Raw genomic sequence first — 25,497 nt, forward strand, 5'->3', positions numbered from 1 at the left:
CGTCCTGCCGTTCTGCGACCTGCCCGCGGGCTGGTCGCGACCCGAGAACTACAGTCCGGACGTTCGGACTCGAGAGGGAGAAACCGGTGCAGAAGGTCCTGATCGCCAACCGTGGTGAGATCGCGGTACGCGTCGCACGTGCCTGCAAGGACGCGGGTCTGACCAGCGTGGCCGTCTACGCCGAGCCCGACCGGGACGCGTTGCACGTCCGCGTCGCCGACGAGGCCTTCGCCCTGGGCGGCACGACGCCCGGCGACTCCTATCTCGTGGTCGAGAAGATCCTGGCCGCCGCGTCGCAGTCCGGCGCCGACGCCGTCCACCCCGGGTACGGCTTCCTCTCGGAGAACGCCGACTTCGCCCAGGCGGTCATCGACGCCGGGCTGACCTGGATCGGCCCCTCCCCGCAGTCGATCATCGACCTCGGCGACAAGGTCGCTGCCCGGCACATCGCCACCAAGGCCGGCGCGCCCCTGGTCCCCGGCACCAAGGACCCGGTCAAGGACGCCGACGAGGTCGTCGCCTTCGCCGAGGAGCACGGGCTGCCGGTTGCGATCAAGGCCGCGTTCGGCGGCGGTGGTCGCGGGCTGAAGGTCGCCCGCACGATCGAGGAGATCCCCGAACTGTTCGACTCCGCCGTCCGCGAGGCCGTGTCCGCGTTCGGTCGCGGCGAGTGCTTCGTCGAGCGCTTCCTGGACAAGCCCCGCCACGTCGAGGCCCAGGTGCTCGCCGACACCCACGGCAACGTGATCGTCGTCGGCACCCGCGACTGCTCGCTGCAGCGACGCAACCAGAAGCTGGTCGAGGAGGCGCCCGCGCCGTTCCTGACCGACGAGCAGCGCGCGAGCATCCACAGCTCGGCCAAGGCCATCTGCAAGGAGGCCGGCTACCACGGCGCCGGCACCGTGGAGTACCTGGTCGGGGTCGACGGCTCGATCTCGTTCCTGGAGGTCAACACCCGCCTGCAGGTCGAGCACCCGGTCAGCGAGGAGACCAGCGGCATCGACCTCGTCCGCCAGCAGTTCCGCATCGCCGACGGCCTCGAGCTGGAGTTCACCGAGGACCCGACCCCCCGTGGGCACAGCATCGAGTTCCGCATCAACGCCGAGGACGCCGGGCGCAACTTCATGCCGGCCCCGGGCCCGGTCGAGCGCCTGGAGATCCCGCAGGGCCCCGGCGTCCGCTGGGACTCCGGCGTCGAGACCGGCGGCGAGGTCGCCGGCGCGTTCGACTCGATGCTGGCCAAGCTGATCGTCACCGGCGCCACCCGCGAGGAGGCGCTGCAGCGCGCCCGCCGCGCGCTGGACGAGCTGATCGTCGAGGGCATGCCGACCGTCGTCGCGTTCCACCGGGCCGTCGTCCGCGACGAGGCCTTCACCAGCGAGCCGTTCACCGTGCACACCCGGTGGATCGAGACCGAGTGGGACAACCAGGTCCCGCCCTACGACGCCGCCCCGGCCGAGCAGGACGAGGAAGCCCCGCGGCAGACCGTCGTCGTCGAGGTCGGCGGACGGCGGCTCGAGGTGTCGCTGCCGGCGGGCCTGGCGGCCGGTGGCGCAGCGCCCGGTGCGGCCGCCAAGCCCCGCAAGCGCGGTGGCGGCGGCAGCGGCTCCGGCGCGTCCGGCGACTCCCTCACCGCGCCCATGCAGGGCACGATCGTCAAGGTCGCGGTCGAGGACGGCGCCACCGTCGAGGCCGGCGACCTGATCGTCGTCCTCGAGGCGATGAAGATGGAGCAGCCGATCAACGCCCACAAGGCGGGGACGATCTCCGGGCTTGCCGCCGAGGTCGGCGCCGCGGTCACCAGCGGCGCGGTCATCTGCACCATCGCCGACGCCGCCTCCGAGTAGCCGCGACCGCTAGAGCGTGATGCTCCGGCAGCCGAGGGGCGTGTTCAGCCAGCCGATCTGGCCGTCGATCGCGTAGACGCACACCCGGTGGACGCCAGGGCCGACCGTGGCCGTGTGGCTGAACCCGTGGTCGTTCCCCGCCCCCGGGTAGAACGCGCCGACGTCGGGCCGGGACCCGTTCGCCGACACCGCCGTCCCCTGCCCGTCGACGTACACGTGGACGGCGTTCGGCGCGGTCCCGGAGTCGGGGTCGAGTGCCCAGCCGCTCACCGTCAGCGTCGAACCGGATGCCGAGAGGACCTCCCAGTTCGCCCGCGGGGGCGTCACCTGCGTGTCGATCGTGCGGCAGCCCAGCGCGGAGTTCCGCCACGGCAGATCGGCGTCGACCGCGTAGACGCAGACCGTGTGCCGGCCCGGCGCCACCGCGCCGGACCAGGTGAACCCGCGGGAGTTGCCGACACCCGGGAAGAACTCGCCCACGTCGGGCCGGGACCCGTTCGCCGAGATCGCGGTGCCCTGACCGTCGACGTACACGTGCACCGGCACCGCCCCGGAGGGAGAGTCGGTGTCGAACGCCCACCCGGCAACCGTGACGGTCGATCCGGACGCGCTCAGCACCTCCCAGTTGGCCACCGGCAGTGCCAGCTGGGTGGTGATCGACCGGCACCCGAGGGCTGCGTTGCGGAACGGGAACTCCGGGTCGATCGCGTAGGCGCACACCGTGTGGACGCCGGGGACGACGGTGCCGGTCCAACTGAAGCCGTGCGAGCTGCCGACACCCGGGAAGAACGCGCCCACGTCGGGCCGGGACCCGTTCGCCGAGATCGCGGTGCCCCGGCCGTCGACGTAGACGTGGATCGGCACCGACCCGGTCGGGGAGTCGGTGTCGAAGGCCCAACCGGCGACGGTCACCGTCGAGCCCGAGGCGCTGAGCACCTCCCAGTTCGCCGAGGGGAGGGCGACCTGCGTCGCGATGGACCGGCAGCCCAGGGGCACGTTGCGCCAGGCCTGGTCCAGGTCGATCGCGTACGCGCACACCGTGTGCGCGCCGGGCGCCACGGTCCCCGACCAGCTGAAACCGTGCGACGAGCCCACCCCGAACGCCGCGCCCACGTCGGGCCGGCTGCCGTTCGCGGTCACCGCGGTGCCCTGACCGTCGACGTAGAGGTGCACCTGGCTGGCCGTGTTGGGCGAGTCCGGATCGAACGCCCAGCCCGACACCGTCAGGGTCGAGCCAGAGGCGCTCAGCCCCTCCCAGTTGGCCAGCGGGAGCGCCTGCCGGATGGTGATGGATCGGCAGCCCAGCCACTCACGCTGGATGGGCCTGTCCCACTCCGTCCCGTAGACGCAGACGTTGTGGGCGCCGGGCGACACCGCGCCCGACCAGCTGTAGCCGTGCGCGTCGCCGGCTCCGGGGTTGGCGGTGCCGATGTCGGGTCGCGATCGGTCGGCCATGACCTCGGCCGCGACGTGGACGCCGTCGATCCAGACGTCCATCGGGACTGCCTGCGTCGGCCAGTCCTGGTTGATCGACCAACCGGTGACGGTGATGGTCGACCCCTCTGCCGTCAGCGTCTCGACAGCACCGATGGGCCGGTACGAGCCGTTCCTCCTGGGCTCCACCAGGATGCTCGCGCTCGTGGAGGAGACGCTCTGGACGGTCACCACGTAATAGCCACCATCGACGTTGATCCGCACCGGGGTGCCGATGGGGAGCGCGTAGTCGAAATCCTCGCCCCACTCGGCCTGCGGCGAGGGCGTCCCGTCGAGCAGTGTCGAGTAGGCATGGGTCGAGTTCGTCGCGCGCAGGAGCACGCCCGGCTGCAGGCCGGCGAGATTGTCCGGCGTGCCGAGCCACGCGTCGCGGCCGCTCGCGGGCCGGTATTCCAGCCACCACTTCATGTACTCGTCGTCACGCAACACGACAGCCCGGCGACCAGCTCGTTGCGAGACGGCGTCGATGCTGACGGTCGCTGCGCCACTCGAGCCGATGTCGAAAGCCTGGGCCGAGACCAGCGAGATCGCACCGGCCTGCACGAGGTTCAGCGATCCGAGCTGCTCCCAGGTGTAACCCATCACGTCGTACAGGTCGCCGTAGTCATCCCTTCCACAGAGCCACTCGTAGCCGTACTGGGTGCAGTTCAGGCTCGAGGAATGGTTGAGGCTGAGGTTGTGCCCGAGCTCGTGCGCGATGAGCGACGTGTTCACGTCGCGCACGTAGGCGAACGACGCCTGGCTGTTGTACGCCCAACCGATCTCCCCGAGCCCGTACTCGCACCCCGGAAGGCCGCCGGGAGTGCTCGTGACGTACAGCAGGAGGTGCTTGCCGTGACCTTCGACGAACCCGACGGTGTCGGCGACCTCGTCCCAGAGCGCGTAGGGGTCCTCGCAACTGGCGTCGGTGTCGATCCAGTCGTGAGAGGCCGTGACACCGAACTTGTAGCGGGCGTCGGTCTCCTGCTCCCAGAAGTCGGCGACCGGGCCGTTCACCGCGGAGACGACATCGGCGAGCGTCGTGGAGTCCCGCACACCACCGGCCGGGTTCACCATCACCACGGTCACCGAGTTGGTGTACGGCGGCGATGCGGGCGCAGCCGGCGGGGGGACGGCGGGGACGGCGGGCGCTGCCTCCAGCACCTCGGCATCCAGCACCTCCCGGGCCTCCTCGAAGCCCTGGGCCGCACCCGTGTCCGGGGCCGCCTCCCCCACGGTGACCTCTACTGTGGCGCCGATCTCGAGGTCGTCGACGTCAGCGGTGTCGAGCCGCACGGTCTCCCCGTCGTCGGTCCGGACATAGCTCAGCGGTCCCTCGTCGGCGTACTCGGAGGCCTCGCCGGGCTCCTCGTACTCCGGCCAGATCTGCGCGAATTCGCCGACCACGGTCTCCGCGACCCCCGGAGCCGGCTCGTCGTCCGCTCTCGCGGGCAGCGTGCCCAGGCTCACCGAGCCCGTCAGGACGGCGGCGGCGACGCTGACGACCAGGGCGCGTGAGAGCAGTGGCCGGGTAGCGGGGCGCACGAGCAACTCCTCAGGGCAGACGGAAGCCCACGTCCACCTGCGCGTAACGGGGCAAAAACGGACAGTATCTGCGGTCGGCGTGGCGCGAGGGAAACGCTGTGTCAGGTGGTGATGCTGCGACAGCCGAGCGGGGTGTTCAGCCAGGTGATCTGCACGTCTACGGCGTAGAGGCAGACGGTGTGCCGGCCCGGCGACACCGTCGTCGCGTGGCCGAAGCCGTGGTCGCCGCCGGCCCCGGCGAACGCGGCGCCGACGTCGGGGCGCGATCCGCCCGCGATGATCGCCGCACCCTCGCCGTCAACGTAGACGTGCACCTGGCTGACGGCGGTCGGCGCATCCGGGTCGAACGCCCAGCCGCCGACGGTGACCGTCGAGCCCGACGCGGAGAGGACCTCCCAGTTCGCGTACGGCCGCGTGAGCGCCACGGCCACCGTCCGGCACCCCAATCCGGTGTTCGACCACGGGAGCTGCCCGTCGATCGCGTACACGCAGACGGTGTGCAGCCCCGGGTCGACCGTCCCCGACCACCCGAAGCCGTGATCCGCCCCGGCCTCAGGGAAGGCCGCCCCCACGTCCGGACGCGACGCCGCCGCCGTCAGCGGCGTCCCCCGGCCGTCGACGTAGACGTGCACCTGACCGGCCGTCGTCGCGGAATCGGGGTCGAACGCCCAGCCGCCGACGGTGATCGTCGTGCCGGAGGCGGAGAGGACCTCCCAGTTGCCCCACGGGCGGGTCACCGCGACGGCCACCGCACGACAGCCGAGCGGGGTGTTGGCCCACGACAGCTGCGCATCGATCGCGTACACGCACACGGTGTGCACGCCCGGGCTGAGCGTTCCCGACCAGGCGAACCCGTGGTCCGCCCCGGCCTGGGGGAACACCGCCCCGACGTCCGGTCGCGCGGTCGCCGCCGTCAAGGCCGTCCCACCACCATCGACGTAGACGTGCACCTCACCGGCCACTGTCGGGGAGTCGGGGTCGAAGGCCCAGCCGCCGACCGACACGGTCGTCCCCGACGCCGAGAGGGCCTCCCAGTTGGCGGCCGGCCTCTTGTTCGTCGCCGCCGTCCACCCCCGCAGGCTCGGGCCCGGCACGACCCGGATCGACGCGCTGGTCCCCGACACAGCCGTGACGGTCACGTTGAAGACCCCGTAGGAGACGGCCACCGATCGGCCGAGGGGCAGCGCCACCTGCAGGTCGCTGTTCCAGCCCGAGGCGGCCGACGGCGAGCCGTCCAGCAGGATCGAGGTGTCGGAGTAGAAGGACGACGCCGGGAACGGCGCCGCCCGGTGCAGGAGCACCCCGGTCTGCAGTCCGAACCGGTTCGAGGGCGCCAGCCAGCTGTCCTGGCCGGTCGCCGTCCGGTACTCCAGCCAGTACACGACTCCGTCCGGGTCGACGAGTTTCAGCGCCCGCGTGCCCGTGGTGCCACTCAGCGGCGCCAGTTCGTAGGTGGTCGCCGCCCCCGTCGCCGGGACGACCTGTTGCTGACCGGTGGGGAGCAGTCCGAGCCGCACCGCCTGGGCGGCGTTCAGCGAGCCGATCTGCTGCCAGGACACGCCCATGACGTCGTAGTAGTCGCGGTAGGACTCCGTGCGGCAGGAGCCCGATTCAGGCCCGGCGTCACACTGCCGGCCCGAGGAATGTCCGAGACCCAAGTTGTGGCCGAGTTCGTGGGCGATGACCGAGGGGGCGACGTCGGTGACGTACAGCTTGCCGCCGCCGACCTGCGCGAGGCCGTACGCACAGCCCGGACTGTTCCGGGGCAGGTACACCAGCAGGTGGTTCCGCCCCGGCCCCGCGTCCCAGCCGGGAGCGGCGGCGGCCGCCTGGTTCCACAGGTCGTTGGGCCGCGAGCAGTCCACGGTCGCGGGCACCCACGCGGGATCGTTGCCGGCGGCCGTGGTGATCCGGATCGTGTCGCCCGACTGCCCGGACCAGAACGCCGCCACCGACGTGCTGATGGCCGCCTCGACCTGGGCGAGGGTCCTCCCCGGCTCGGCCGTCCCGCCGCCGGGGATCATCATCACGACGGTCACCACGTCCGTGGCCGCGGCCGCCACGGGCGGCTCCTCGGCGGGTGCTGCTTCGACGACCTCTGCGGACAGCACCTCGAGCGCCGGCTCGAGCCCGTCCTCGGTGCCCGGGTCGCCATCGACCTCGTCACCCACGACGACCTCGACCGTGGCCCCCACCGGCGCCCCCGCCCCCGGCAGACCATCCTGCAGGTCGTCGGTCGACACCCGGACGGACCCGCCGTCCTCGGTCTCGATCCAGGTGAGCGGTCCCTCGGCTCCCCGCTCGGCCGCCTCGTCGTGGTCCTCGTACTCCGGCCAGGCCTGCACGAGCTCGCCGACCACCGTCTCCCCGCTGGAGGGAGCGTCGTCGGCGGCGGCCGCCGCCGGGACGGCGATCGGCAGCAGGACCGCCGCGATGATCGCGGCGATCCGGGATCGCCGTCGAGGCGATCGGTGGGGCACGGGCACGGACGACTCCTGGAACGGCGAGGGACTGCCCTCTTCTTCGGCGCGAGGGCCCCCGGTCTCAACCGCAGCCACCCGGTCGGGCGAACGGGCTTCAGGCCCGGCGGGCCCGCGACCTGCGCATGGTGCGGACGACGAACAGTGCGGAGGCGGCCAGCACGGCCCCCGCCAGGGGCGCCAGGAGGCCACTCCCGGTGGTGCTCTCGGCGGCCGACTCCAGAGCCGGCGTGGCGTGCAGGGCCTGCCGGGTGTCGTACTGCGGCGTCACGAAGCCGGCCGAGTCACCCGCCTTGGCGGGGATGCCCTCGGCCGACGCCGGCAACACGCTGCCGGGCACGGTGGCGGCCTGCCGGGGAGCCGGGGTGGCAGGGGCCGCCGACGGCGTGGGCGTGACGGTGAGGACGGCGCCGGCCGCGGTCACGCTCTGCACGACGACGGTGAAGTCTCCCCCGGAGACCGACACGGGCGCGCCGACGGAGAGCGCCGACTGCAGGTCGCCGTCCCACGAGGCAGCAGTGCCCGGCGTGCCGTCGAGCAGCACGGAGGTGTCGGGCAGGCTCTCCGCGCGTCGGAGCAGCACGCCGGTCTGCAGCCGGTAGCGGTTGGCCGCCGTCCCGAGCCAGGCGTCGCGGCCGGTCGGCGTGCGGTACTCGAGCCAGTAGTCGACGCCCTCGGCGTCGGTGAGCCGCAGCGCCCGAGTGCCCTCGCTACCGGACAGCGGCGCGAGGGTGACCGTGGCCGCCGCGCCCGTGACGGGAAGCGCCTGCTGCTGAGCTGCCGGCAGCACCCCGAGGCGAGCGGCCTGGGCGACGTTCAGCGAGCCGAGCTGCGCCCACGAGACGCCCATGACGTCGTAGTAGTCGCGGTAGGGCGCGGTCCGGCAGGTGTCGGACTCGACGGCGGCGTCGCACTGCCGGGCGGAGGAGTGCCCCAGCCCGAAGTTGTGGCCGAGCTCGTGGGCGATCACCGAGCTCACCGTGTCCCGCACGTACATCCGGCCACCGGTCGCCGGCGAGGAGCCGACCTCGGCCAGGGCGTAGGAGCAGGTCGTGGCCGCGCTGCTCACGTAGAGCAGGAGGTGCTTGCCGGGGCCGGGGACGAAGCCGACCGTCGTGGCGACCTCGTTCCACATCGCCGTCGGGTCGGCGCAGCCGGCGGCGGGCGACACCCAGTCGCGGGTGGCGGTGACGCCGAGGGCGATCGCGCCGTTGCTCTGCTCGGCCCAGAAGTCCGCGACCGGCCCGTCGACGACGTCGACCAGCTTCTGGGCGGTGACGGCGTCCGGGGCCACCCCGTCCGGAGCGACGCGGACGACGGTGACCTGGTTGGTGAAGCCGGCGGGGTCGCGCAGCACCGGCTCCGCGGGGGCGGCGGCGACGACCCGGGTGGCGGTGACCTCGTGCAGGGGGTCCGCGGCGCCGTCGTCCTCGGAGTCGACGGTGACCTGCAGGGTCGTCCCGGTGGGGATGCCCTCGACGTCCTCGGTCGGAATGCGGACCGCGTCACCCTCGGCGTTCTGCACCCAGCTGATCGGGTCGGTGTGGGCGCCGTCCACGGAGTCCGGCCAGGCCTGCACCAGCCGGCCGACGACCGTGCTGCCGCTCGGCTCGTCGGCCTGCGCGACGGCGCCGGGGGCCAGCACCGCGGCCGCCACGGCGGAACCGACCGTGAGCGAACGCAGCAGGCGACGACGGGCGGGGGCGAGGACGAACCGGACAGAAGGCATCTCCCTCTGTCTCGGCGGGCTCCGCGCGCGTCGGCACCGTCGGCGCGGAATTGAGCGGAACGCCCGTCACATCTGCCGCAGTGGGCGCTCCGCCCCCGGCAGTCCCGTCAGGACAGCTCGTCGACGCCCATCAGCCGGCGGCCGGCCTCGGTGATCGACCCCGAGAGGGACGGGTAGATCGAGAACGTCTGCGCCAGGTCGGCAGCGGTCAGCCCCTTCGTCACCGCGAGGGCGATCGGCAGGATCAGCTCCGAGGCGCCGGGCGCCACGACGACGCCGCCGACGACGACCCCGGTCGAGCGGCGGGTGAACAGCTTCACGAAGCCGTCCCGCAGGTCGCTCATCTTGGCGCGCGCGTTGGTGGCCAGCGGGAGCCGGACGACGTCGATGTCCTGGGCGTCGGTGATCGTCTTCTCCTGGACGCCGACCGTGGCGATCTCGGGGTGGGTGAAGACGTTGGCCGCGACGGTCTTGAGCTTGATCGGCGCGACGGCCTCACCGAGTGCGTGCCACATGGCGATCCGGCCCTGCATCGCCGCGACCGACGCGAGCTGGAAGACACCGGTGACGTCACCGGCGGCGTAGATGCCCGGTACCGAGGTGCGGGAGACCCGGTCGACGACGATGTGCCCGGCCTGGGTCACCTCGACCCCGGTCTGCTCCAGGTTCAGCCCGGTGGTGTTCGGCACGGTGCCGACGGTCATCAGCGCGTGCGATCCTTCGACGGTGCGGCCGTCGGTCAGCTCGACGACGACGCCCTTCTCGGTGCGCTTCACCGCCGCGGCGCGACCGCGCTCGGCGATCCGGCCACCGCGGGACTGGAAGACCTCCTCCAGCACCTCGGCCGCGTCGGAGTCCTCGCCCGGCAGGACCTGGTCGCGCGAGGAGACCAGCGTGACCGGTACCCCTGCCTCCAGGTAGCCGGAGGCGAACTCGGCCCCGGTCACCCCGGACCCGACCACCACGAGGTGCTCGGGCATCTCCTCGAGCTCGTAGACGTCGCGCCAGTCGAGGATCCGCTCGCCGTCGGGCTCGGCGCCGATCAGGACGCGCGGGTCCGCGCCGGTGGCGATGAGGACGACGTCGCTCTCCAGCTCCTCGGTGACCCGCCCGTCGGGGTCGAGCACCTCGACGCGGTGCGCGGCCAGGCCGCGGATCTCGTCGGAGAGACGCCCCTGACCGACGACGATCCGGACTCCCTCGCCGGTCAGCCGGGCGTGGATGTCGGCCGACTGGGCCATGGCCAGGCCCTTGACCCGGTGGTTGACCGACGCGAGGTCGAGGCTCACGGTGGCGAGCTCGGCGCCCTGCAGCCCCAGGACGGCGGAGTCGCGCACCGAGGTCATGGCGCCCGCGGCGGCGATGAGGGTCTTGGAGGGGACGCAGTCGGTGAGGACGCTGGCGCCGCCGATGCCGTCCCGCTCGATCACGGTGACCTGCGCACCGAGCTGTGCGGCGACCAGTGCGGCTTCGTAGCCGGCCGGTCCGCCGCCGATGATGACGATGCGGGTCATGGGTCCTTTTCCGATGCTGGAGCAATGGTTCAGCGGCCATTCTCCCCGGTGTCGTCACCGAGCGCTGCGACCGGCGTCCTTCGGCCCGGCGCATCCGGTCGTTAGTGTCGGCCCAATGGGCCTCTACGCCGCTTACGGGTCGAACATGGATCCCGAGCAGATGCTGCGCCGCTGCCCCTCCTCGCCGCACACCGGTACCGGGTGGGTCCGCGGCTGGCGCCTCACGTTCGGCGCCGAGGAGTACGGCTGGGACGGCGCGCTGGCGACCCTCGTGCCGGACGACGACACCGGTCCCGGCGTCTTCGTCGCCCTCTACGACCTGACCGAGGCCGACGAACGCACCCTCGACGCCTGGGAGGGCGCCGACTCCGGCCTCTACCGGCGGGTGCACCTGCGCGTGCACACCCTGACCGGGGACGACGTCGCCTACGTCTACGTGCTGGACGCCTTCGAGGGCGGCCTGCCCTCGGCGCGGCACCTGGGCGGCATCGCCGACGCCGCCGAGGCTGCCGGCGCTCCCACCGACTACGTGACCGACCTGCGCTCGAAGGAGTGCCGCTCCACGGGCAACTGACACGGCCCTCGCCGACCCCGTTGACCCCGGCTCCCCGCCGACGCTAGGTTCCCGCAGCCCAGTGGCCCAGGACGGGGGAACGGTGAGCGAGCCCGTGACCGATACCCGGCTGTCGGAGTGGGCGAAGAACCCGGCGCTCGGGGCGGTGGCGGTCGTCGCCGTCCTCGCCGCCGTCGGCGTCGCCGGCGACCTGCTGCCGCGGCTGGTCCGCAACCAGCCGCTCTGGGCAGCCCTGCTCGTCTCCGCCGCGGTCGTGTCGCTGTTCGTCATGCTGATCGGCCGGGGACCCTGGCTGCTCGTCGGCACGCTGCTCCTCGCTGCGGCCCTCGTGGGAGTGATCTTCCTCGGGGTGGGCAGCCTGTCCGAGCGCGAGATCCCGCACGTCACCCTGGCGGTCACGCAGAAGGCCGAGCCGCTGTCGACCACGGTCGCCGTCACGGGGACCGCGACGAGCCAGCGCAGCACCGAGACGATGCTCGTGCAGGTCCTCGGCTTCCCCAGCGCGGTCGACCCGGAGGTCCTGTCAGGAGCCTGCCGCGGGTCGCGCCGGACGGACGACGCCGGCGACGACCAGTTCAGCGTGCTGCTGTGGAACGAGAGCGGGCCGGACCAGACCGGGAGGTCGAGGGTGGAGACCACGCTGGACGTGCCGTCGGACGACTTCGCCGTCGTGTGTGTCGGCGTCTTCCTGCGCGAGCGGGACCGGAACGACGCCGAGGACGACCGCATCGCCTGGGCCTACTCCACGGTGCCCTGATCAGGGGGTGTCTGCGGGCGCTTCCTCGGGAGTCGCCAGGAAGGTCTGCAGGATCTGCTGCGCGGCCAGCGCCGGCGTCAGCTCCCCCGACAGCACCGCCTTCTCCAGGTCCGGGACGGCGTTCCGCACCCCGGGGTGCGCCCGCAGCCGGTGCTCCAGCGCATCGCGGACCAGCTGCCATGTCCAGCGCACCTGCTGGGCCCGCCGGCGGTCCTCGAACTCACCCGAGGCCCTCATCCGGTCCTGGTGCTCGACCAGCTTCGCCCAGACCTGGTCCAGGCCCTCCCCCGTGAGTCCGGCACAGGTCAGCACCGGCACGTCCCAGCCGTCGTCCGTGTGCCCGCGCAGCATGCGGATCGCACCGGCCAGCTCCCGGGCGGCCTTGCGCGCATCGCCGGCTCCCGGGCCGTCGGCCTTGTTCACGGCGATGACGTCGGCGATCTCGAGGATGCCGCGCTTGATGCCCTGGAGCTGGTCGCCGGTGCGCGCGATGGTCAGGAACAGGAACGAGTCGACCATCTCGGCGACGGTGATCTCCGACTGCCCGACACCCACGGTCTCCACCAGGACGACGTCGTAGCCGGCCGCCTCCGCGACGACCATCGACTCGCGGGTCGCCTGGGCCACCCCGCCGAGCGTCCCCGACGTCGGCGAGGGGCGGATGAAGGCGTTCGGGTCGACCGCCAGCCGGGCCATCCGGGTCTTGTCACCCAGGATCGACCCCCCGGACCGCGCGGACGACGGGTCGACGGCGAGCACCGCGACCTTCGAGCCGCCCGCCGTGAGGTCGACCCCCAGCTGGTCGATGAAGGTCGACTTCCCGACCCCGGGGACGCCGCTGATCCCGACCCGCCGCGCCCCCCCGGCGTGCGGCAGCAGCTCGACGAGCAGCTCCTGCGCCTTCTCCCGGTGGTCACCGCGACGGGACTCGACCAGCGTGATGGCGCGCGCCATCACCCGCCGGTCGCCGGCGAGGACCCCCTCGACGAGCGCAGGTACGTCGATCTCTCTCGCCATCAATGACCGAGACGCGACGACAGCGTGCGCAGCAGCTCCTGCGCCGCCTCGGCGATGACCGTGCCGGGCGGGAACACCGCGGCCGCGCCCATCTCCTTCAGGGTCGGGACGTCGTCGGGCGGGATGACGCCGCCGACCACGATCAGCACGTCGTCGGCACCCAGCTCGGCCAGCGCCGTCTTCAGCGCGGGCACGAGGGTGAGGTGGCCCGCGGCCAGCGACGAGACGCCGACGACGTGCACGTCGGCCTCCACCGCCTGCCGGGCGACCTCTTCGGGCGTCTGGAACAGCGGGCCGACGTCGACGTCGAAGCCGAGGTCGGCGAAGGCGGTCGCGATGACCTTCTGGCCGCGGTCGTGGCCGTCCTGGCCCATCTTCGCGACGAGGATGCGGGGACGGCGCCCCTCGGCCTCCTCGAACGCCTCGGCCAGGCGACGGGTCTCGTCCAAGGGTGCGGAGCTCCCTGATTCCTCGCGGTACACACCGGAGATGGTGCGCACCTGGCCGGCGTGCCGCCCGTAGACCTCCTCCAGCGCGTCGGAGATCTCCCCCACGGTCGCCTTCGCGCGGGCGGCGTCGACGGCGAGCTTGAGCAGGTTGGCGTCCAGGTCGCTGCCGCGTCGTCCCTCGGACGCGGCGCGCGCGGCGTCGGTGAGCCGGGACAGCGCCTCCTGGACGGCGCCGGAGTCGCGCTCGGCGCGCAGCTGCTCGAGCTTGGCCTTCTGCTGCGCCAGGACGTCGGCGTTGTCGACGCGGAGCACCTCGATGGCCTCGTCGGCCTCGACCCGGTACTTGTTCACGCCGATGACGGGCTGGCGGCCGGAGTCGATGCGGGCCTGGGTGCGGGCCGCGGCCTCCTCGATGCGCAGCTTCGGGATGCCGTCGTCGATGGCCTGGGCCATGCCGCCGTGCTCGGCGACCTCCTGGATGTGCGCCCAGGCGCGGCGCGCCAGGTCGTAGGTCAGCTTCTCGACGTAGGCCGAGCCGCCCCAGGGGTCGATGACCCGCGTGGTCCCCGACTCCTGTTGCAGCAGCAGCTGGGTGTTGCGCGCGATCCGGGCGGAGAAGTCGGTCGGCAGTGCCAGCGCCTCGTCGAGGGCGTTGGTGTGCAGCGACTGGGTGTGCCCCTGGGTCGCCGCCATCGCCTCCAGGCAGGTGCGGACGACGTTGTTGTAGACGTCCTGCGCGGTCAGCGACCAGCCCGAGGTCTGCGAGTGGGTGCGCAGCGACAGCGACTTCGCGTTCTTGGCGCCCGCCTCCTTGACCAGCTTCGCCCACAGCAGCCGCCCGGCCCGGAGCTTGGCGACCTCCATGAAGAAGTTCATGCCGATGCCCCAGAAGAACGACAGCCGGGGCGCGAACGCGTCGACGTCCATCCCGGCGTCGACGCCGGCCTTCAGGTACTCGACACCGTCGGCCAGCGTGTAAGCCAGCTCCAGGTCGGCCGTCGCCCCGGCCTCCTGGATGTGGTAGCCGGAGATCGAGATCGAGTTGAACTTCGGCATCTCCTGCGAGGTGAACGCGAAGATGTCGCTGATGATCTGCATCGAGGGCTTGGGCGGATAGATGTAGGTGTTGCGCACCATGAACTCTTTGAGGATGTCGTTCTGGATGGTCCCGGTCAGCTGATCGGGCTTCACCCCCTGCTCCTCTGCCGCGACGATGTAGAGCGCCAGCACGGGCAGGACCGCGCCGTTCATCGTCATGGAGACGCTCATCTTGTCCAGCGGGATGCCGTCGAAGAGCTGGCGCATGTCCAGGATCGAGTCGATCGCCACGCCGGCCATGCCCACGTCGCCGGGCACCCGGGGGTGGTCGGAGTCGTAGCCGCGGTGCGTCGGCAGGTCGAAGGCGACCGACAGGCCCTTCTGACCGGCGGCCAGGTTGCGCCGGTAGAACGCGTTGGACGCCGAGGCGGTGGAGAAGCCCGCGTACTGCCGGACGGTCCACGGCTGCGTCGTGTACATCGTCGGGTACGGGCCACGCAGGAAGGGCGCGATGCCCGGGTACGTGTCGAGGAAGTCCACTCCGTCGAGGTCGGCCGGGGTGAACAGCGGCGGGACGGCGATGCCCTCGGGGGTCTCCCAGGTCGCCTCGACCACGCTGCGGCCGGTCGTCTCCTTGAAGGCCTTCGCCCAATCGTCGGCCGTGGCGGTCGACGCCGGGCGGCCCAGCTCGACGGAACCGAAGTCAGGGATACCGCTCATGCCCGTGCTCCCAACTCGTCGTGCGCGCTCCGTAGTGCGGCGAGGGCGTCGCAGCCGGCGAACACGTAGCCGTCGACGCCGTCCACCGCGAGGTCCGGCTTGCCGGCCAGCCACACCTGCGTCGCGCCGGCATCCTTCAACGCCGCGGCCAGCTCGGCCGCCGGGCTCGGCCCGTCCTTTGTCCCGTAGTCCCTGTCCGTACCGCAGATGCAGGCGACCGTCGTCCCCGCGTCGGCGAAGCCCTCCACCCCGTCCCCGGACGGCGTCTCGAGGCCGCCCGCCTGGAAGAGGTTGCCGGCGAAGCCGGCCCGGGCGGTGTGCCGGGCGATCGGGCCGATCGTGGCCAGGTAGACGCGGGGCGGTCGCTCGGCCGCGGCCGCCCGGTCGCGCAGCTCCTCGAACGCCTGGGCGGCGCGGACCCGCGGCAGGCCGCCCGTGGGCAGCACGTCGGTGGCGGGCTCGCGCTCGGGCAGCTTCTCGGCGAGGTTCGGGAACTCGCTGACGCCGGTGATGGCGTCCTTCCGCGTGGCCAGCCGCTTCGCGCGGGCCTCCCAGGCGGCGGCGATCCGGTCACCGACCAGACCCGAGTCCAGCGCGGCGACCAGACCGCCGGCCCGCTCGATCTCGGTGAACCACTCCCAGGCCGCCTGGGCGAGGGAGTCGGTGAGCGACTCGACGTACCAGGAGCCGCCGGCGGGATCGAGCACGCGCGCGAGGTGCCCCTCCTCGACCAGCAGGCTCTGCGTGTTGCGCGCGATCCGCCGGGAGAACGCGTCGGGCAGGCCGAGCGCGGCGTCGAAGGGCTGCACGGTGACGACGTCGGCGCCGCCGACACCGGCGGCGAACCCGGCGACCGTCGTCCGCAGCAGATTGACCCACGGGTCGTGCTTGGTGGTCATCACCGACGAGGTGACGGCGTGCTGCCGCTGGCCGCGCAGCTCGGGAGCGGCGCCGCTGACCTCGCCGACGCGGTCCCACAGCCGGCGGGCCGCGCGCAGTGCGGCGATCGTCGTGAACTGGTCGGCGCTCGCGCTGTAGCGGAACTCCAACTGGCCGAACGCCTCGTCGACGCTCAGGCCGCCGTCGGTCAGGGCGCGCAGGTAGGCGGTGCCGGCCGCGAGCGAGCAGCCGAGCTCCTCCACCGCGGAGGCGCCGGCGTCGGCGAACACGGTGGCGTCGACGACGACCGTCCGAAGGCCGTCGTGGGCGGCCGCGCGCCGGGCGACGTCGGCCAGCCCGGAGAGGTCCTGCTGCTCCCCGCCGGCGGCCTGCAGGCCGAGGGGGTCCAGCCCGAGGGTGCTGCCGGCCGCGAGATCGCTGCGGCCCTCGACCAGGGAGAGGAACGCCTCGGCTACGTCATACCCGCCCACCCCGGCCGCCTGGATGGTCACCGGGGCGAGGTCGAGGAGGACGTCGGAGAGCACGTCCCCGAGCGCGTCGACCCCGATCGCGCCCTCCCCCACCACCAGCCAGAGGGAGGTGACGCCGTTCTCCAGGTCGGCGGCGATGGCCTCCTTGGTGACGGCCGGGTCGGGGTGCGCGTGCCGCTGGCGGACGTCCCAGCCACCGGGCACCCCGGTCTCCGGGTCGGCGCCGGGCCGCGAGCCGCGCACGAACGGCGCCAGGCCCGGGACGCCGACGGTCGCGGGCAGGTCGCCGGCGTCCTCGGCCGTGTACAGCGGTTCGATCCGCACGCCGGTGGCGACGGTGGCGGTGAGCGCCGCCTCCACCGGGTCGGGCAGTTCCTCGCGGCCGGCCTTGCGCAGCACGCCGGCGACCAGCTCACGCCACTGGTCGCGGGTCGCCGCGTCGAACTCAGCGGCGAGTTCGAGGGCCTCGGGGACCTCGTGCTCGGCCGGTACCTCGGCGTCGGCCGACGCGGTCGCGTCCGGGCTGACGGCCTGCTGATCGGTGGAACTCATCGTCGGGTTCCCGCCTCTCGTCGACGGTGTGTCAGTTATGAGTGTCCCCAGGCGCCCGACGGCCCGTGCGAGGGGGTGCCGCGTCGGCCTCGAGAGCGTGCAGCGCGGTGCGCGCCATGAGGCGGACGCCGATGCCGATGGCGCGTTCGTCGACGTCGAACGTGCCCCGGTGCAGGTCGAGCGGCGGACCGCCCCCGTGGGTGCCGAGGCGGGCCAGCGCGATGGGCATGACGTCGGCGAACCAGCCGAAGTCCTCCCCACCCATGCTCTGCGGCGACAGGACGAGCTGGTCGCTGCCGACGGTCTCCAGGGCCGCGGCGCGCAGGAGTGCCACGGCGCGCGGGTCGTTCACGACCGGCGGCACGCCGCGCACGTAGTCGACGTCGACCATGGCGCCGGTGGTGGCGGCCACCCGCTCGACCAGCGAGCGCAGCAGGTCCTCGGCGTCCTTCCAGGCGTCCCGGTCGAGCACCCGGACGGTGCCGCGGAGATGACCGCGCTGCGGGATGGCGTTGGCGGCGATCCCCGCGTTGACCGCCCCCCACACCAGCGACATCCCCGAGCGGGGGTCGACCTGGCGGGACAGCAGCGCGGGCAGGTCGGTGATGAGCCGGCCGAGGGCGTCGACCAGGTCGACGGTGAGCTGCGGCCGCGCGGTGTGCCCGCCGGGGCCGGTCAGCGTCACGTCCAGCCGGTCGCACGCGGCGGTGATCGCGCCGGTGCGCAGGCCGATCTTGCCCGCGGGCACGGACGGGTCGCAGTGCAGGGCGAAGGCACGGGTGGCGCCGTCGAGGACCCCGGACGCGACCACCTCGGACGCGCCGCCGGGCAGGGTCTCCTCGGCGGGCTGGAACACCGCCCGGACGGTGCCGGGCAGGCCGTCCAGCGAGGCGAGCGCGATCAGCACGCCGAGCAGGACGGTCGTGTGCACGTCGTGCCCGCAGGCGTGGCACATGCCCTCGCGGGTGGAGGCGTAGGGCACGTCCTTGAGGTCGGCGAGCGGGAGCGCATCGATGTCGGCCCGGAGCACGACGACCGGCTCGCCCGAACCGACCTCGCACACCAGGCCCGTGCCGGTGGGCAGCCGCCGCGGCGCCAGGCCGTGGGCCCGCAGCCGCGACTCGAGGAAGGAGGTGGTCTCGAACTCGGCGAAGGCGAGTTCGGGATGGGCGTGCAGGTGCCGCCGCGTCGACACCAGCTGCGCGTGGTTCGCAGCCACCCAGTCGTCGACGGCGGAGCCCAGCTTCTCGACGACCGGAGTCATGCCGCGTGTCCCCCTGCAGAGCTCGGTGCCGGCCGACCCGCGGGACCCTCGGCGGGGAGTCCGTTCCGCATCTCGGCGAGCAGGCTGTCCACGACCGCGGTCAGATCCCCGCCGTTCGCCTCCGCCACCGCCCGCTGCCGCTGGTAGGAGGCCCCCACGGCGAGGACCCGCTCGACGTCGGCGAGCTCGGCCGCGCAGCCGAGCCGCTTCGCCGTCGGCGAGAGGTCCTCCACCAGGTCGAGGATCGCCTGCCGGACCGGCCGGACGGTGCCCTTCTCGTCGACCACGATGTCGGCGTCCAGACCGTAGCGCGCCGCCCGCCACTTGTTCTCCCGCAGGATCCAGCTCGCCGGCCGCGGCAGCGTGTAGCCGCGGTCGAGCTGGGTGTCGAACTGCTCCACCAGGCACTGGCTCAGCGCGGCGACGGCGCCGATCTCGTCGAGGGTCGGCAGGCCGTCGCAGATGCGCAGCTCGACGGTGCCGAACCCCGGGTGGGGGCGCACGTCCCACCAGACCTCGCGGACGCTCTCGATCGAGGCCGTGGAGATCAGGGTCTCCATGTAGGTCTCGAACTCGTCCCAGCCCGAGAGCTGGTAGGGCAGCCCCGCCGTCGGCATGCTCTCGAAGACCTTGGTGCGTGCCGAGGCCAGCCCCGTGTCGCAGCCGACCCAGTACGGCGAGGACGCCGACAGCGCCAGGAAGTGCGGGACGTACTGGCACAGCGCGTTGACGATCGGGATGGCCTTCTCCGGCGACCGGACGCCGACGTGCACGTGCACACCGAAGATCTGCAGCCGCCGGGCGAGCCACTGCATCCGCTCGACCAGCTGGAGGTAGCGCTCCTTCGGCGAGATGAGCTGGCTCTGCCAGTCGGTGAACGGGTGGGTGCCCGAGCACATCAGCCCCAGGTTGCGGGGCGCGGCGGCGGCGGAGACCTCGGCGAAGGTCTCGGCGAGGTCGGCCTTGGCCTCCTCGACCGTGCTGCAGATGCCCGTGATGATCTCGATCGTCGACTGCAAGAGCTCGTGCTTGGCCTTGGGATGCTCCTCGGCGCCCTCGGGGCGGATCTCCTCGAGGATCTCGACGGCGCCGGCGGTCAGCTCGCGGGTGTCGCGGTCGACGAGCTGCAGCTCCCACTCCACACCCAGGCTGGCGCGCTCGGAGGACTGGAAGGGGATCTGCACGTCGGAAGTCTAGGTTCGATCACTCCTCCCCACCGACCGGCGGACCACGATCACCCGCCCGGTGGACGGGCGCCCTCACCCCAGGTCGCTGCAGGTGGCCTGCCAGGGACGGTCCCCGAGGTAGCTCCGCCACTCGGCCCGGGTGAGATCCCGTCCCGCGATCAGGCATGCGCTGGCCAGCCGGTCCTCCGGACCGGTCGACTCCCGCGCACCGCCGGGGCTCATGTCCCAGCTGATCATCGTGCGGTCCACGGACACGGAGACCAGCCGCTCGCCCGTCGGATCGATCTCGACTCCCACGACACCCCCACTGTGGCCGGCCAGGGGTTCCCGGCCGAACCAGCGACCGGTGCCGGGTTCGACGTCCCAGCGGAAGATCTCACCTCCGTACCCAGCGGACACGGCCCAGCTGCCGTCCGGGGACACCGCGACGTCCCGGATCGACCACCGCTGGGCGCCGACCTCCTGGACGATCACGCCGGATCGGTCGACGAGGGTGATCAGACCGTCGTCCCAGAGCGCGGCCGCCCCGGTGGGCGTCGCCCGGAACCCCCCGATGCCCACGGGCCGGGGGCGCGTCGCGACCGGGGTCTGGGTCCCGTCGGCCAGCTGGACGAGCGTCGCGGACGGAGTGGGGTTGTCGGCCCACACGACGACGGACTCGGAGTGGTCCGCGAAGTCGGCGCGCACGGCCTCGAGGGGCACGGGGACCGAACCTGCGATCCCGGTGTCCCTCGTCGTGCCGTCCGCGACGTCCACCTCGATCACATGCCAGCGTGACGAGGCCTCACCCGGCGGGGCGGCCTCGGCCTCCGCGACCAGGAGCAGGAGCCGACGGCCGTCGGCGGTGACCGCGCCGTCGATCGGCCGGCCCCCCACCCGGTCGCCCTCGAGCAGCAACCGGGACGACCCGTCCAGCGCGGAGACCATCCGGAGCCACGACCCGTCCGGGCCCCGGCCCGCGCCCATCAGCACGCCCTCGACCGGGGACGGGGCGGTGACGAACCAGGCACCCCACTCCCGGGGGACCTCCATGACCACCTCGGGCACGGTCGAGGGACCGATCGACCACCGCACCAGCGAGAGCCCGATGCCGACGGTCACGGTGCTGCTGCCCGAGAGGTCGACGTCCTGCGGGCCCCCGGTGAACGAGACGGCCCGCTGGACACGTGCGTGACCGTCGACCGCGGCGGTCAGCCCCAGGCGGGTCTCCGAGGTGTCGGCCAGGCGGAACGCCTGGGCCGCCAGGAGGACGGAGACGTCGAGCCGATCCTCCGTGACCGACAGGCCGGCCAGCCGGTTGGCCTCGTCCACGGTCGAGGCCCGATCCGCCGCCCCCTCCGACCCCGCCGACAGCCGGGCCGTGGCGATCACGACGGCGACCGCGGCCACGAGTCCGCCGATCAGGATCGCCTGCCGACGCGCAGGCGAACGGGGGTGCCCCGCCGCGCTTCCGGGATCAGGCGTGCCGTGGTCCTCCTGCAGGACCTCGGCCGGTGAGGTCTCGGTCTCGGGGGCCTGCGGCTCCACGGGGACGACGACGGGAGGGTCCTCCGTCAGCCACACGCGCTCGCGCACCGGGCGCGGGATCTCGCGCGGCGCCTCGGGCCGGGAGGCGAGGAGCTCCCGTGCCTGCGCGAGATCGCACTCGGCGCCGGCGCGGACAGCCTCCAGCCGGTGCCGCTCCGCCGCCGCGAAGGTCGCGTCCGGCCAGTCGCCGTACGGCTCGCCGCGCCAGAGCCCGAGGGCCCGCGCGAGGAGCCGTTCGGCGCCGTCGGCGTCGTCGGCTGCCAACTGCGCGTGACCGCGGGCCGCGAGATCGGTGAACCGCAGCGCGTCGACGTCCCCCCGGGGCACGGCCAGCGCGTAGCCGGAACCGCGGCGCAGGACGTACTGCCCGCTCGAGCGCTCCGGGAGGCCGGGTTCGAGGGAGCTGCGGAGGCGGCGGACATCGCTGCGCAGGGTCTCGACGCCGGCTGTCCCGTCGTACCCGAGCGAGGCGGTCAGCCGTTCCTCGGCGATGGCGCCGGGAGCTGCGGCCACCAGGACGCCGAGGAGCAGCCGCTCCCCCTCGTCGGGCACGTCGACAGGGGCGGAATCGTCCGCCGTGACCTCCAGCGGCCCGAGGACGGCGATCCGCATGCCCCGACGGTAGGCGTCGGACCGCGGCACGGGGAGACCTCCTCCACCGACCCTGTATCCCCGCGGCGCGGATCGGGCTCCTCCTGGTGTCGGCGTCGACCGACACGCCCCCGGCGAAGTTCCCGCTCGCGGAGCGTTCCCCCGAGGACTCCCTCGACCACCCGCCCTGCGCCTGCGCGCCGCCCGAGCGGTCCCGGTCCTCTCCCCTGGAGGTACCGCCATGTCCATCCGTCACACCCTCGCCCGCCGTAGCCGCACCGCCACGATCACGATCGCCGCCGCCGCCGTCCTGGTGGGCGCGGGCAGCGGCGCCGCCCTCGCCGAGCCCCAGCCCGGCGACCGTGACGACTGCGTGCTCGCCCTCGCGCGGGCCGGGAGCTGGCCGGGATCGATGTCGGACGGCAACGACACCGTCCGGCTCGTCTCCGACGCCTTCACCAGCTACCTGTCCCGCACGGGTGGCTGCGCCGCCGACCCGACCATCCCGTAGGACTGCGCTAGCGTCCGTGCGTGAGCCAGCCCTCCTCTGTCGCCGATCCCGCCGCCCTCGCCGCCCTCGCGGCCAAGGACCTGACCACCGCCCTCGGCGAGCACGACGTGGCGGTGGTCATGGGGTCCGGGTGGGCGCCGGCCGCCGACGCCTTCGGCGCTGCCGAGGGCTCCATCGCGATCGGGAACCTCCCCGGCTTCGCCGCCCCCACCGCCGTCGGGCACGGCGGGGAGGTCCGCTCGGTGCGGGTCGGCGAGCACCGGGTCCTGCTGTTCCTCGGCCGCACCCACCTGTACGAGGGCCGTGGCGTCGAACCGGTCGTGCACGGCGTCCGGACGGCGGCCGCGGCCGGGGTGAAGACCGTGATCCTCACCAACGCAGCCGGTGGACTCGACGCCGACCACCGCGTCGGACAGGCCGTGATCATCTCCGACCACCTGAACCTGACCGCCCGCTCGCCGCTGGTCGGGGCCACCTTCGTCGACCTCACGACGCTGTACTCCCCGCGACTGCGTGCGCTGGCCGCGGAGCTGGACCCGAGCCTGATCGACGGCGTCTACGCCGCCCTGCCCGGGCCGCACTACGAGACCCCCGCCGAGATCCGCATGCTGCGCACCCTCGGCGCGAACCTGGTCGGCATGTCCACGGCGCTCGAGGCGATCGCCGCCCGCGCCGCCGGCCTGGAGGTCTTCGGGCTGTCGCTGGTCACCAACGCCGCGGCCGGCGTGACCGGGGAGGCACTGGACGCCGACGAGGTCATCGCGGCCGGCAAGGCGGCGGCCGGTCGGCTGGGCGCCTTCCTCGTCGAGTTCATCGGACGGCTGTGATGCGCGAGCGTGCGAGCGCACGAGAAGGCACAGCAGCGCCGCGAACGCGGCCGACGAGCGCCAGCGAGGAGAACACGTGAGCGGGCCCGTCCTGGTGACCGGCGCGGCCGGCCGGATCGGCACGTGGCTGCGCGGCGGGCTGCCCGAGCGCGGCTGGGCGGTGCGGTGTCTGGACGTCGTGCCGGTCACAGACGTCCGGCCCGGTGAGGAGCACCTGGTCGCCGACATCACCGACCTCGCCGCGATGGTCGATGCCACCGAGGGCGCCTCGGCGGTCGTCCACATGGCCGGCATCTCGGGGGAGTCGACCTGGCCGGCGATCAGCCACGCCAACATCGAGGGCACGTACTGCGTGCTCGAGGCGGCGCGGCGGTCCGGCGTCCCCCGTGTCGTGCTCGCGAGCAGCAACCACGCCACCGGGTACACGCCACGACCGGACGGCGGCCTGCTGCGCGAGGTGGACGCCCCGCCGCGGCCGGACACCTACTACGGCGTCGCCAAGGTGACGATGGAGGCGCTGGGCTCGCTCTACGTCGACCGCTACGGACTCGACGTGGTCTGCCTGCGCATCGGCAGTGCGTTCCCCGAGCCGACGTCGACGCGGCAGCTCTCGACCTGGCTCTCCCCCGCCGACACCGTCTCCCTCGTGGACGCCGCGCTCAAGGCGCCGTCCCCGGGCTTCTCCGTGGTGTGGGGCGTCTCGAACAACACCCGCCGCTGGTGGGACCTCACCGCCGCGCAGGCGCTCGGCTACGAGCCGGCCGACGACGCCGAGGTCTACGCCGAGGCGCTGATCGAGGTGCACGGCGAGCCGGACCTCGGCGATCCGGTGCACGGCCGCGTCGGTGGGGAGTACACCCTGCCCGAGTTCGACGCCGAGAACTTCGAGAAGCCGTGACCGCGGAACTGCTCGCGACGGCCCGCGACTGGGCCGACGCCGATCCGCACGCCGGCGACCGCGCCGAGATCGAGGCGCTGATCGAGGCCGAGAACCTCGCGGAGCTGGAGCGCCGGTTCGCCGGTCCCCTGACCTTCGGGACGGCGGGGCTGCGCGGACCGCTGCGCGCCGGGCCGGCCGGGATGAACGCCGCCGTCGTCACGCGCGCGGCGTCCGGTCTCGGCCGCTACCTGGCCGAGGACGGGCACGCGGGCAGTGGGGTGGTCATCGGCTACGACGCGCGCCGACGGTCGGACGAGTTCGCCCACATCACCGCGGCCGTGCTCGCGGGGGCCGGCTTCGCGGTGCAGGTGCTGCCGCGGGCGCTGCCGACGCCGGTGCTGTCCTTCGCCGTCCGCCACCTGGGCTGTGCGGCGGGCGTGATGGTGACCGCCAGCCACAACCCGCCCGACGACAACGGCTACAAGGTCTACCTCGGTGACGGCGCCCAGCTCGTGCCGCCGGCCGACCGGCTGATCGAGGCCGCGATCGCCGCGGTGGGGCCGGCCCGGGACGCGCAGCTCAGCGACGAGTGGCTGACCCTCGGGCACGACGTCGAGGCCGACTACGTGGCCGCGGTCGTGTCCGCACTGGAGCCCGCGCGCGTTCCGTCCCGCGGCGACCTCGTGGTCGCGTACACCGCGATGCACGGGGTGGGCGCGGACACGACCCGGGCCGTGTTCGCGGCCGCCGGGCTCCCCGAGCCGGTGAGCGTGCCGGAGCAGGACCGGCCCGACCCGCGGTTCCCGACGGTGGCCTTCCCGAACCCGGAGGAGCCCGGCGCCGTCGACCTGTTGAAGGCCCTGGCCACGCGGATCGGCGCCGACGTGGCGATCGCCGAGGACCCGGACGCCGACCGCTGCTCCGTCGTCTGCGGGGGGCGTCAGCTCACCGGCGACGAGGTGGGCGCACTGCTCGCCGACTGGCTGCTCCGCCGGGACGTGCGCGGCACCTACGCGTCGTCGCTGGTCAGCGGCTCGTTGATGCACGTGATCACGGCGGCGGCCGGCCAGCCGTCGGCCGAGACCCCGACCGGGTTCAAGTGGATCATCCGTGCCGGTGCGCCCGACGCACCGCTGGTGTTCGGGTACGAGGAGGCACTCGGCTACGCGGTCTCGCCCACGGTGGCGCGGGACAAGGACGGCATCTCGGCGGCGCTCGCCGTCGCCCTGCTGGCCGCGGAGCTCAAGGCCGACGGCCGGACGTTGCTCGACCGGCTCGACGAGCTGGCGACCGAGCACGGGCTGTTCGTGACCGGGCAGCTGTCGGTGCGCGTGGAGGACCTGTCGATCATCTCCGGGGCGATGACGCGACTGCGTGCCGAACCCCCTGCGCGGCTGCTGGGTCGCGACGTCGCGTATGCCGACCTGGCGCTCGAGGAGCCGCCGGTCGACGCAGTGCGGCTGCTCGGCGACGGCGTGCGGGTCATCGTCCGGCCCAGCGGCACGGAGCCGAAGCTGAAGGCGTACCTGGAGACGGTCGTGCCGGTGCACGACGACGCGGGGCTGATCGCCGCGCGTGGGCGGGGCGAGGACGAGCTGGATCAGCTCCGCGCGGAGATGTCGGTAGCGCTCGGGCTCTGAACGCC

General features: G+C 73.3%; 17 protein-coding genes. 7 read left to right on the forward strand and 10 right to left on the reverse strand.

Going from position 1 to position 25,497, the window contains the following annotated elements:
• Positions 1 to 86 precede the first annotated feature (86 nt).
• A complete protein-coding gene (locus tag E4P38_RS12575; RefSeq protein ID WP_135132153.1) occupies positions 87 to 1,847 on the forward strand; it encodes a biotin carboxylase N-terminal domain-containing protein in 1,761 nt (586 codons plus the stop codon).
• Between the two features lie 9 nt (positions 1,848 to 1,856).
• On the opposite strand, the gene E4P38_RS12580 is transcribed toward E4P38_RS12575, so the two are convergent.
• The 4 genes from E4P38_RS12580 to E4P38_RS12595 form a co-directional block, all read right to left on the reverse strand.
• Positions 1,857 to 4,865: a hypothetical protein gene (locus E4P38_RS12580; protein WP_135132154.1), complete on the reverse strand. Its 3,009-nt coding sequence runs from the start codon at positions 4,863 to 4,865 to the stop codon at positions 1,857 to 1,859.
• A gap of 101 nt (positions 4,866 to 4,966) precedes the next feature.
• Positions 4,967 to 7,351, reverse strand: coding sequence for a hypothetical protein (locus E4P38_RS12585; RefSeq protein WP_135132155.1), 2,385 nt, complete (start codon positions 7,349 to 7,351; stop codon positions 4,967 to 4,969).
• A 91-nt stretch (positions 7,352 to 7,442) separates the two neighbouring features.
• Positions 7,443 to 9,074 (reverse strand): reprolysin-like metallopeptidase, encoded by a 1,632-nt coding sequence (locus E4P38_RS12590; RefSeq protein ID WP_135132156.1) that lies wholly within the window; start codon positions 9,072 to 9,074, stop codon positions 7,443 to 7,445.
• Between the two features lie 107 nt (positions 9,075 to 9,181).
• The gene (locus E4P38_RS12595; protein WP_135132157.1) at positions 9,182 to 10,588 is read right to left on the reverse strand and encodes an NAD(P)H-quinone dehydrogenase; all 1,407 of its coding nucleotides are present in this window, start codon (positions 10,586 to 10,588) and stop codon (positions 9,182 to 9,184) included.
• 115 nt (positions 10,589 to 10,703) lie between these two features.
• Between E4P38_RS12595 and E4P38_RS12600 the strand changes: the two genes are divergently transcribed.
• Both E4P38_RS12600 and E4P38_RS12605 read left to right on the forward strand, forming a co-directional pair.
• Positions 10,704 to 11,162, forward strand: a complete 459-nt coding sequence (locus E4P38_RS12600; RefSeq protein WP_135132158.1) for a gamma-glutamylcyclotransferase family protein — start codon at positions 10,704 to 10,706, stop codon at positions 11,160 to 11,162.
• A gap of 82 nt (positions 11,163 to 11,244) precedes the next feature.
• Positions 11,245 to 11,919, forward strand: a complete 675-nt coding sequence (locus E4P38_RS12605; RefSeq protein WP_135132159.1) for a hypothetical protein — start codon at positions 11,245 to 11,247, stop codon at positions 11,917 to 11,919.
• Here E4P38_RS12605 and meaB read toward each other — a convergent pair whose 3' ends face one another.
• From meaB to E4P38_RS12635, 6 genes are all read right to left on the reverse strand, one after another.
• Entirely contained in the window at positions 11,920 to 12,936 is a 1,017-nt protein-coding gene (gene meaB, locus E4P38_RS12610; RefSeq protein WP_135132160.1) for a methylmalonyl Co-A mutase-associated GTPase MeaB, read from the reverse strand.
• Positions 12,936 to 15,143, reverse strand: coding sequence for a methylmalonyl-CoA mutase (gene scpA, locus E4P38_RS12615; RefSeq protein WP_135132161.1), 2,208 nt, complete (start codon positions 15,141 to 15,143; stop codon positions 12,936 to 12,938). Before scpA ends, meaB begins: the two co-directional genes overlap by 1 nt.
• A complete protein-coding gene (locus E4P38_RS12620; RefSeq protein WP_135132162.1) occupies positions 15,140 to 17,065 on the reverse strand; it encodes a methylmalonyl-CoA mutase subunit beta in 1,926 nt (641 codons plus the stop codon). Before E4P38_RS12620 ends, scpA begins: the two co-directional genes overlap by 4 nt.
• A gap of 31 nt (positions 17,066 to 17,096) precedes the next feature.
• Positions 17,097 to 18,329, reverse strand: coding sequence for an amidohydrolase (locus E4P38_RS12625; protein WP_135132163.1), 1,233 nt, complete (start codon positions 18,327 to 18,329; stop codon positions 17,097 to 17,099).
• Complete coding sequence (locus tag E4P38_RS12630; RefSeq protein WP_135132164.1) at positions 18,326 to 19,513, reverse strand: glutamate--cysteine ligase; 1,188 nt, start codon at positions 19,511 to 19,513, stop codon at positions 18,326 to 18,328. Before E4P38_RS12630 ends, E4P38_RS12625 begins: the two co-directional genes overlap by 4 nt.
• Positions 19,514 to 19,588: 75 nt before the next feature.
• A complete protein-coding gene (locus tag E4P38_RS12635) occupies positions 19,589 to 21,655 on the reverse strand; it encodes a BTAD domain-containing putative transcriptional regulator (RefSeq protein WP_135132165.1) in 2,067 nt (688 codons plus the stop codon).
• 220 nt (positions 21,656 to 21,875) lie between these two features.
• On the opposite strand from E4P38_RS12635, the gene E4P38_RS12640 reads away from it, so the two are divergent.
• The 4 genes from E4P38_RS12640 (at position 21,876) to E4P38_RS12655 (ending at position 25,492) form a co-directional block, all read left to right on the forward strand.
• Entirely contained in the window at positions 21,876 to 22,145 is a 270-nt protein-coding gene (locus E4P38_RS12640) for a hypothetical protein (protein WP_135132166.1), read from the forward strand.
• Positions 22,146 to 22,165: 20 nt separating this feature from the next.
• The gene (locus tag E4P38_RS12645) at positions 22,166 to 22,972 is read left to right on the forward strand and encodes a purine-nucleoside phosphorylase (protein WP_135132167.1); all 807 of its coding nucleotides are present in this window, start codon (positions 22,166 to 22,168) and stop codon (positions 22,970 to 22,972) included.
• Positions 22,973 to 23,048: 76 nt separating this feature from the next.
• A complete protein-coding gene (locus E4P38_RS12650; RefSeq protein ID WP_135132168.1) occupies positions 23,049 to 23,870 on the forward strand; it encodes an NAD(P)-dependent oxidoreductase in 822 nt (273 codons plus the stop codon).
• Complete coding sequence (locus E4P38_RS12655; protein WP_135132169.1) at positions 23,867 to 25,492, forward strand: phospho-sugar mutase; 1,626 nt, start codon at positions 23,867 to 23,869, stop codon at positions 25,490 to 25,492. The genes E4P38_RS12650 and E4P38_RS12655 overlap by 4 nt, the downstream gene beginning before the upstream one ends.
• The last annotated feature ends 5 nt before the right edge of the window (positions 25,493 to 25,497 follow it).

The sequence above is a fragment of the Blastococcus sp. CT_GayMR16 genome (assembly GCF_004570875.1).
In the GTDB taxonomy this organism is placed as follows: domain Bacteria; phylum Actinomycetota; class Actinomycetes; order Mycobacteriales; family Geodermatophilaceae; genus Blastococcus_B.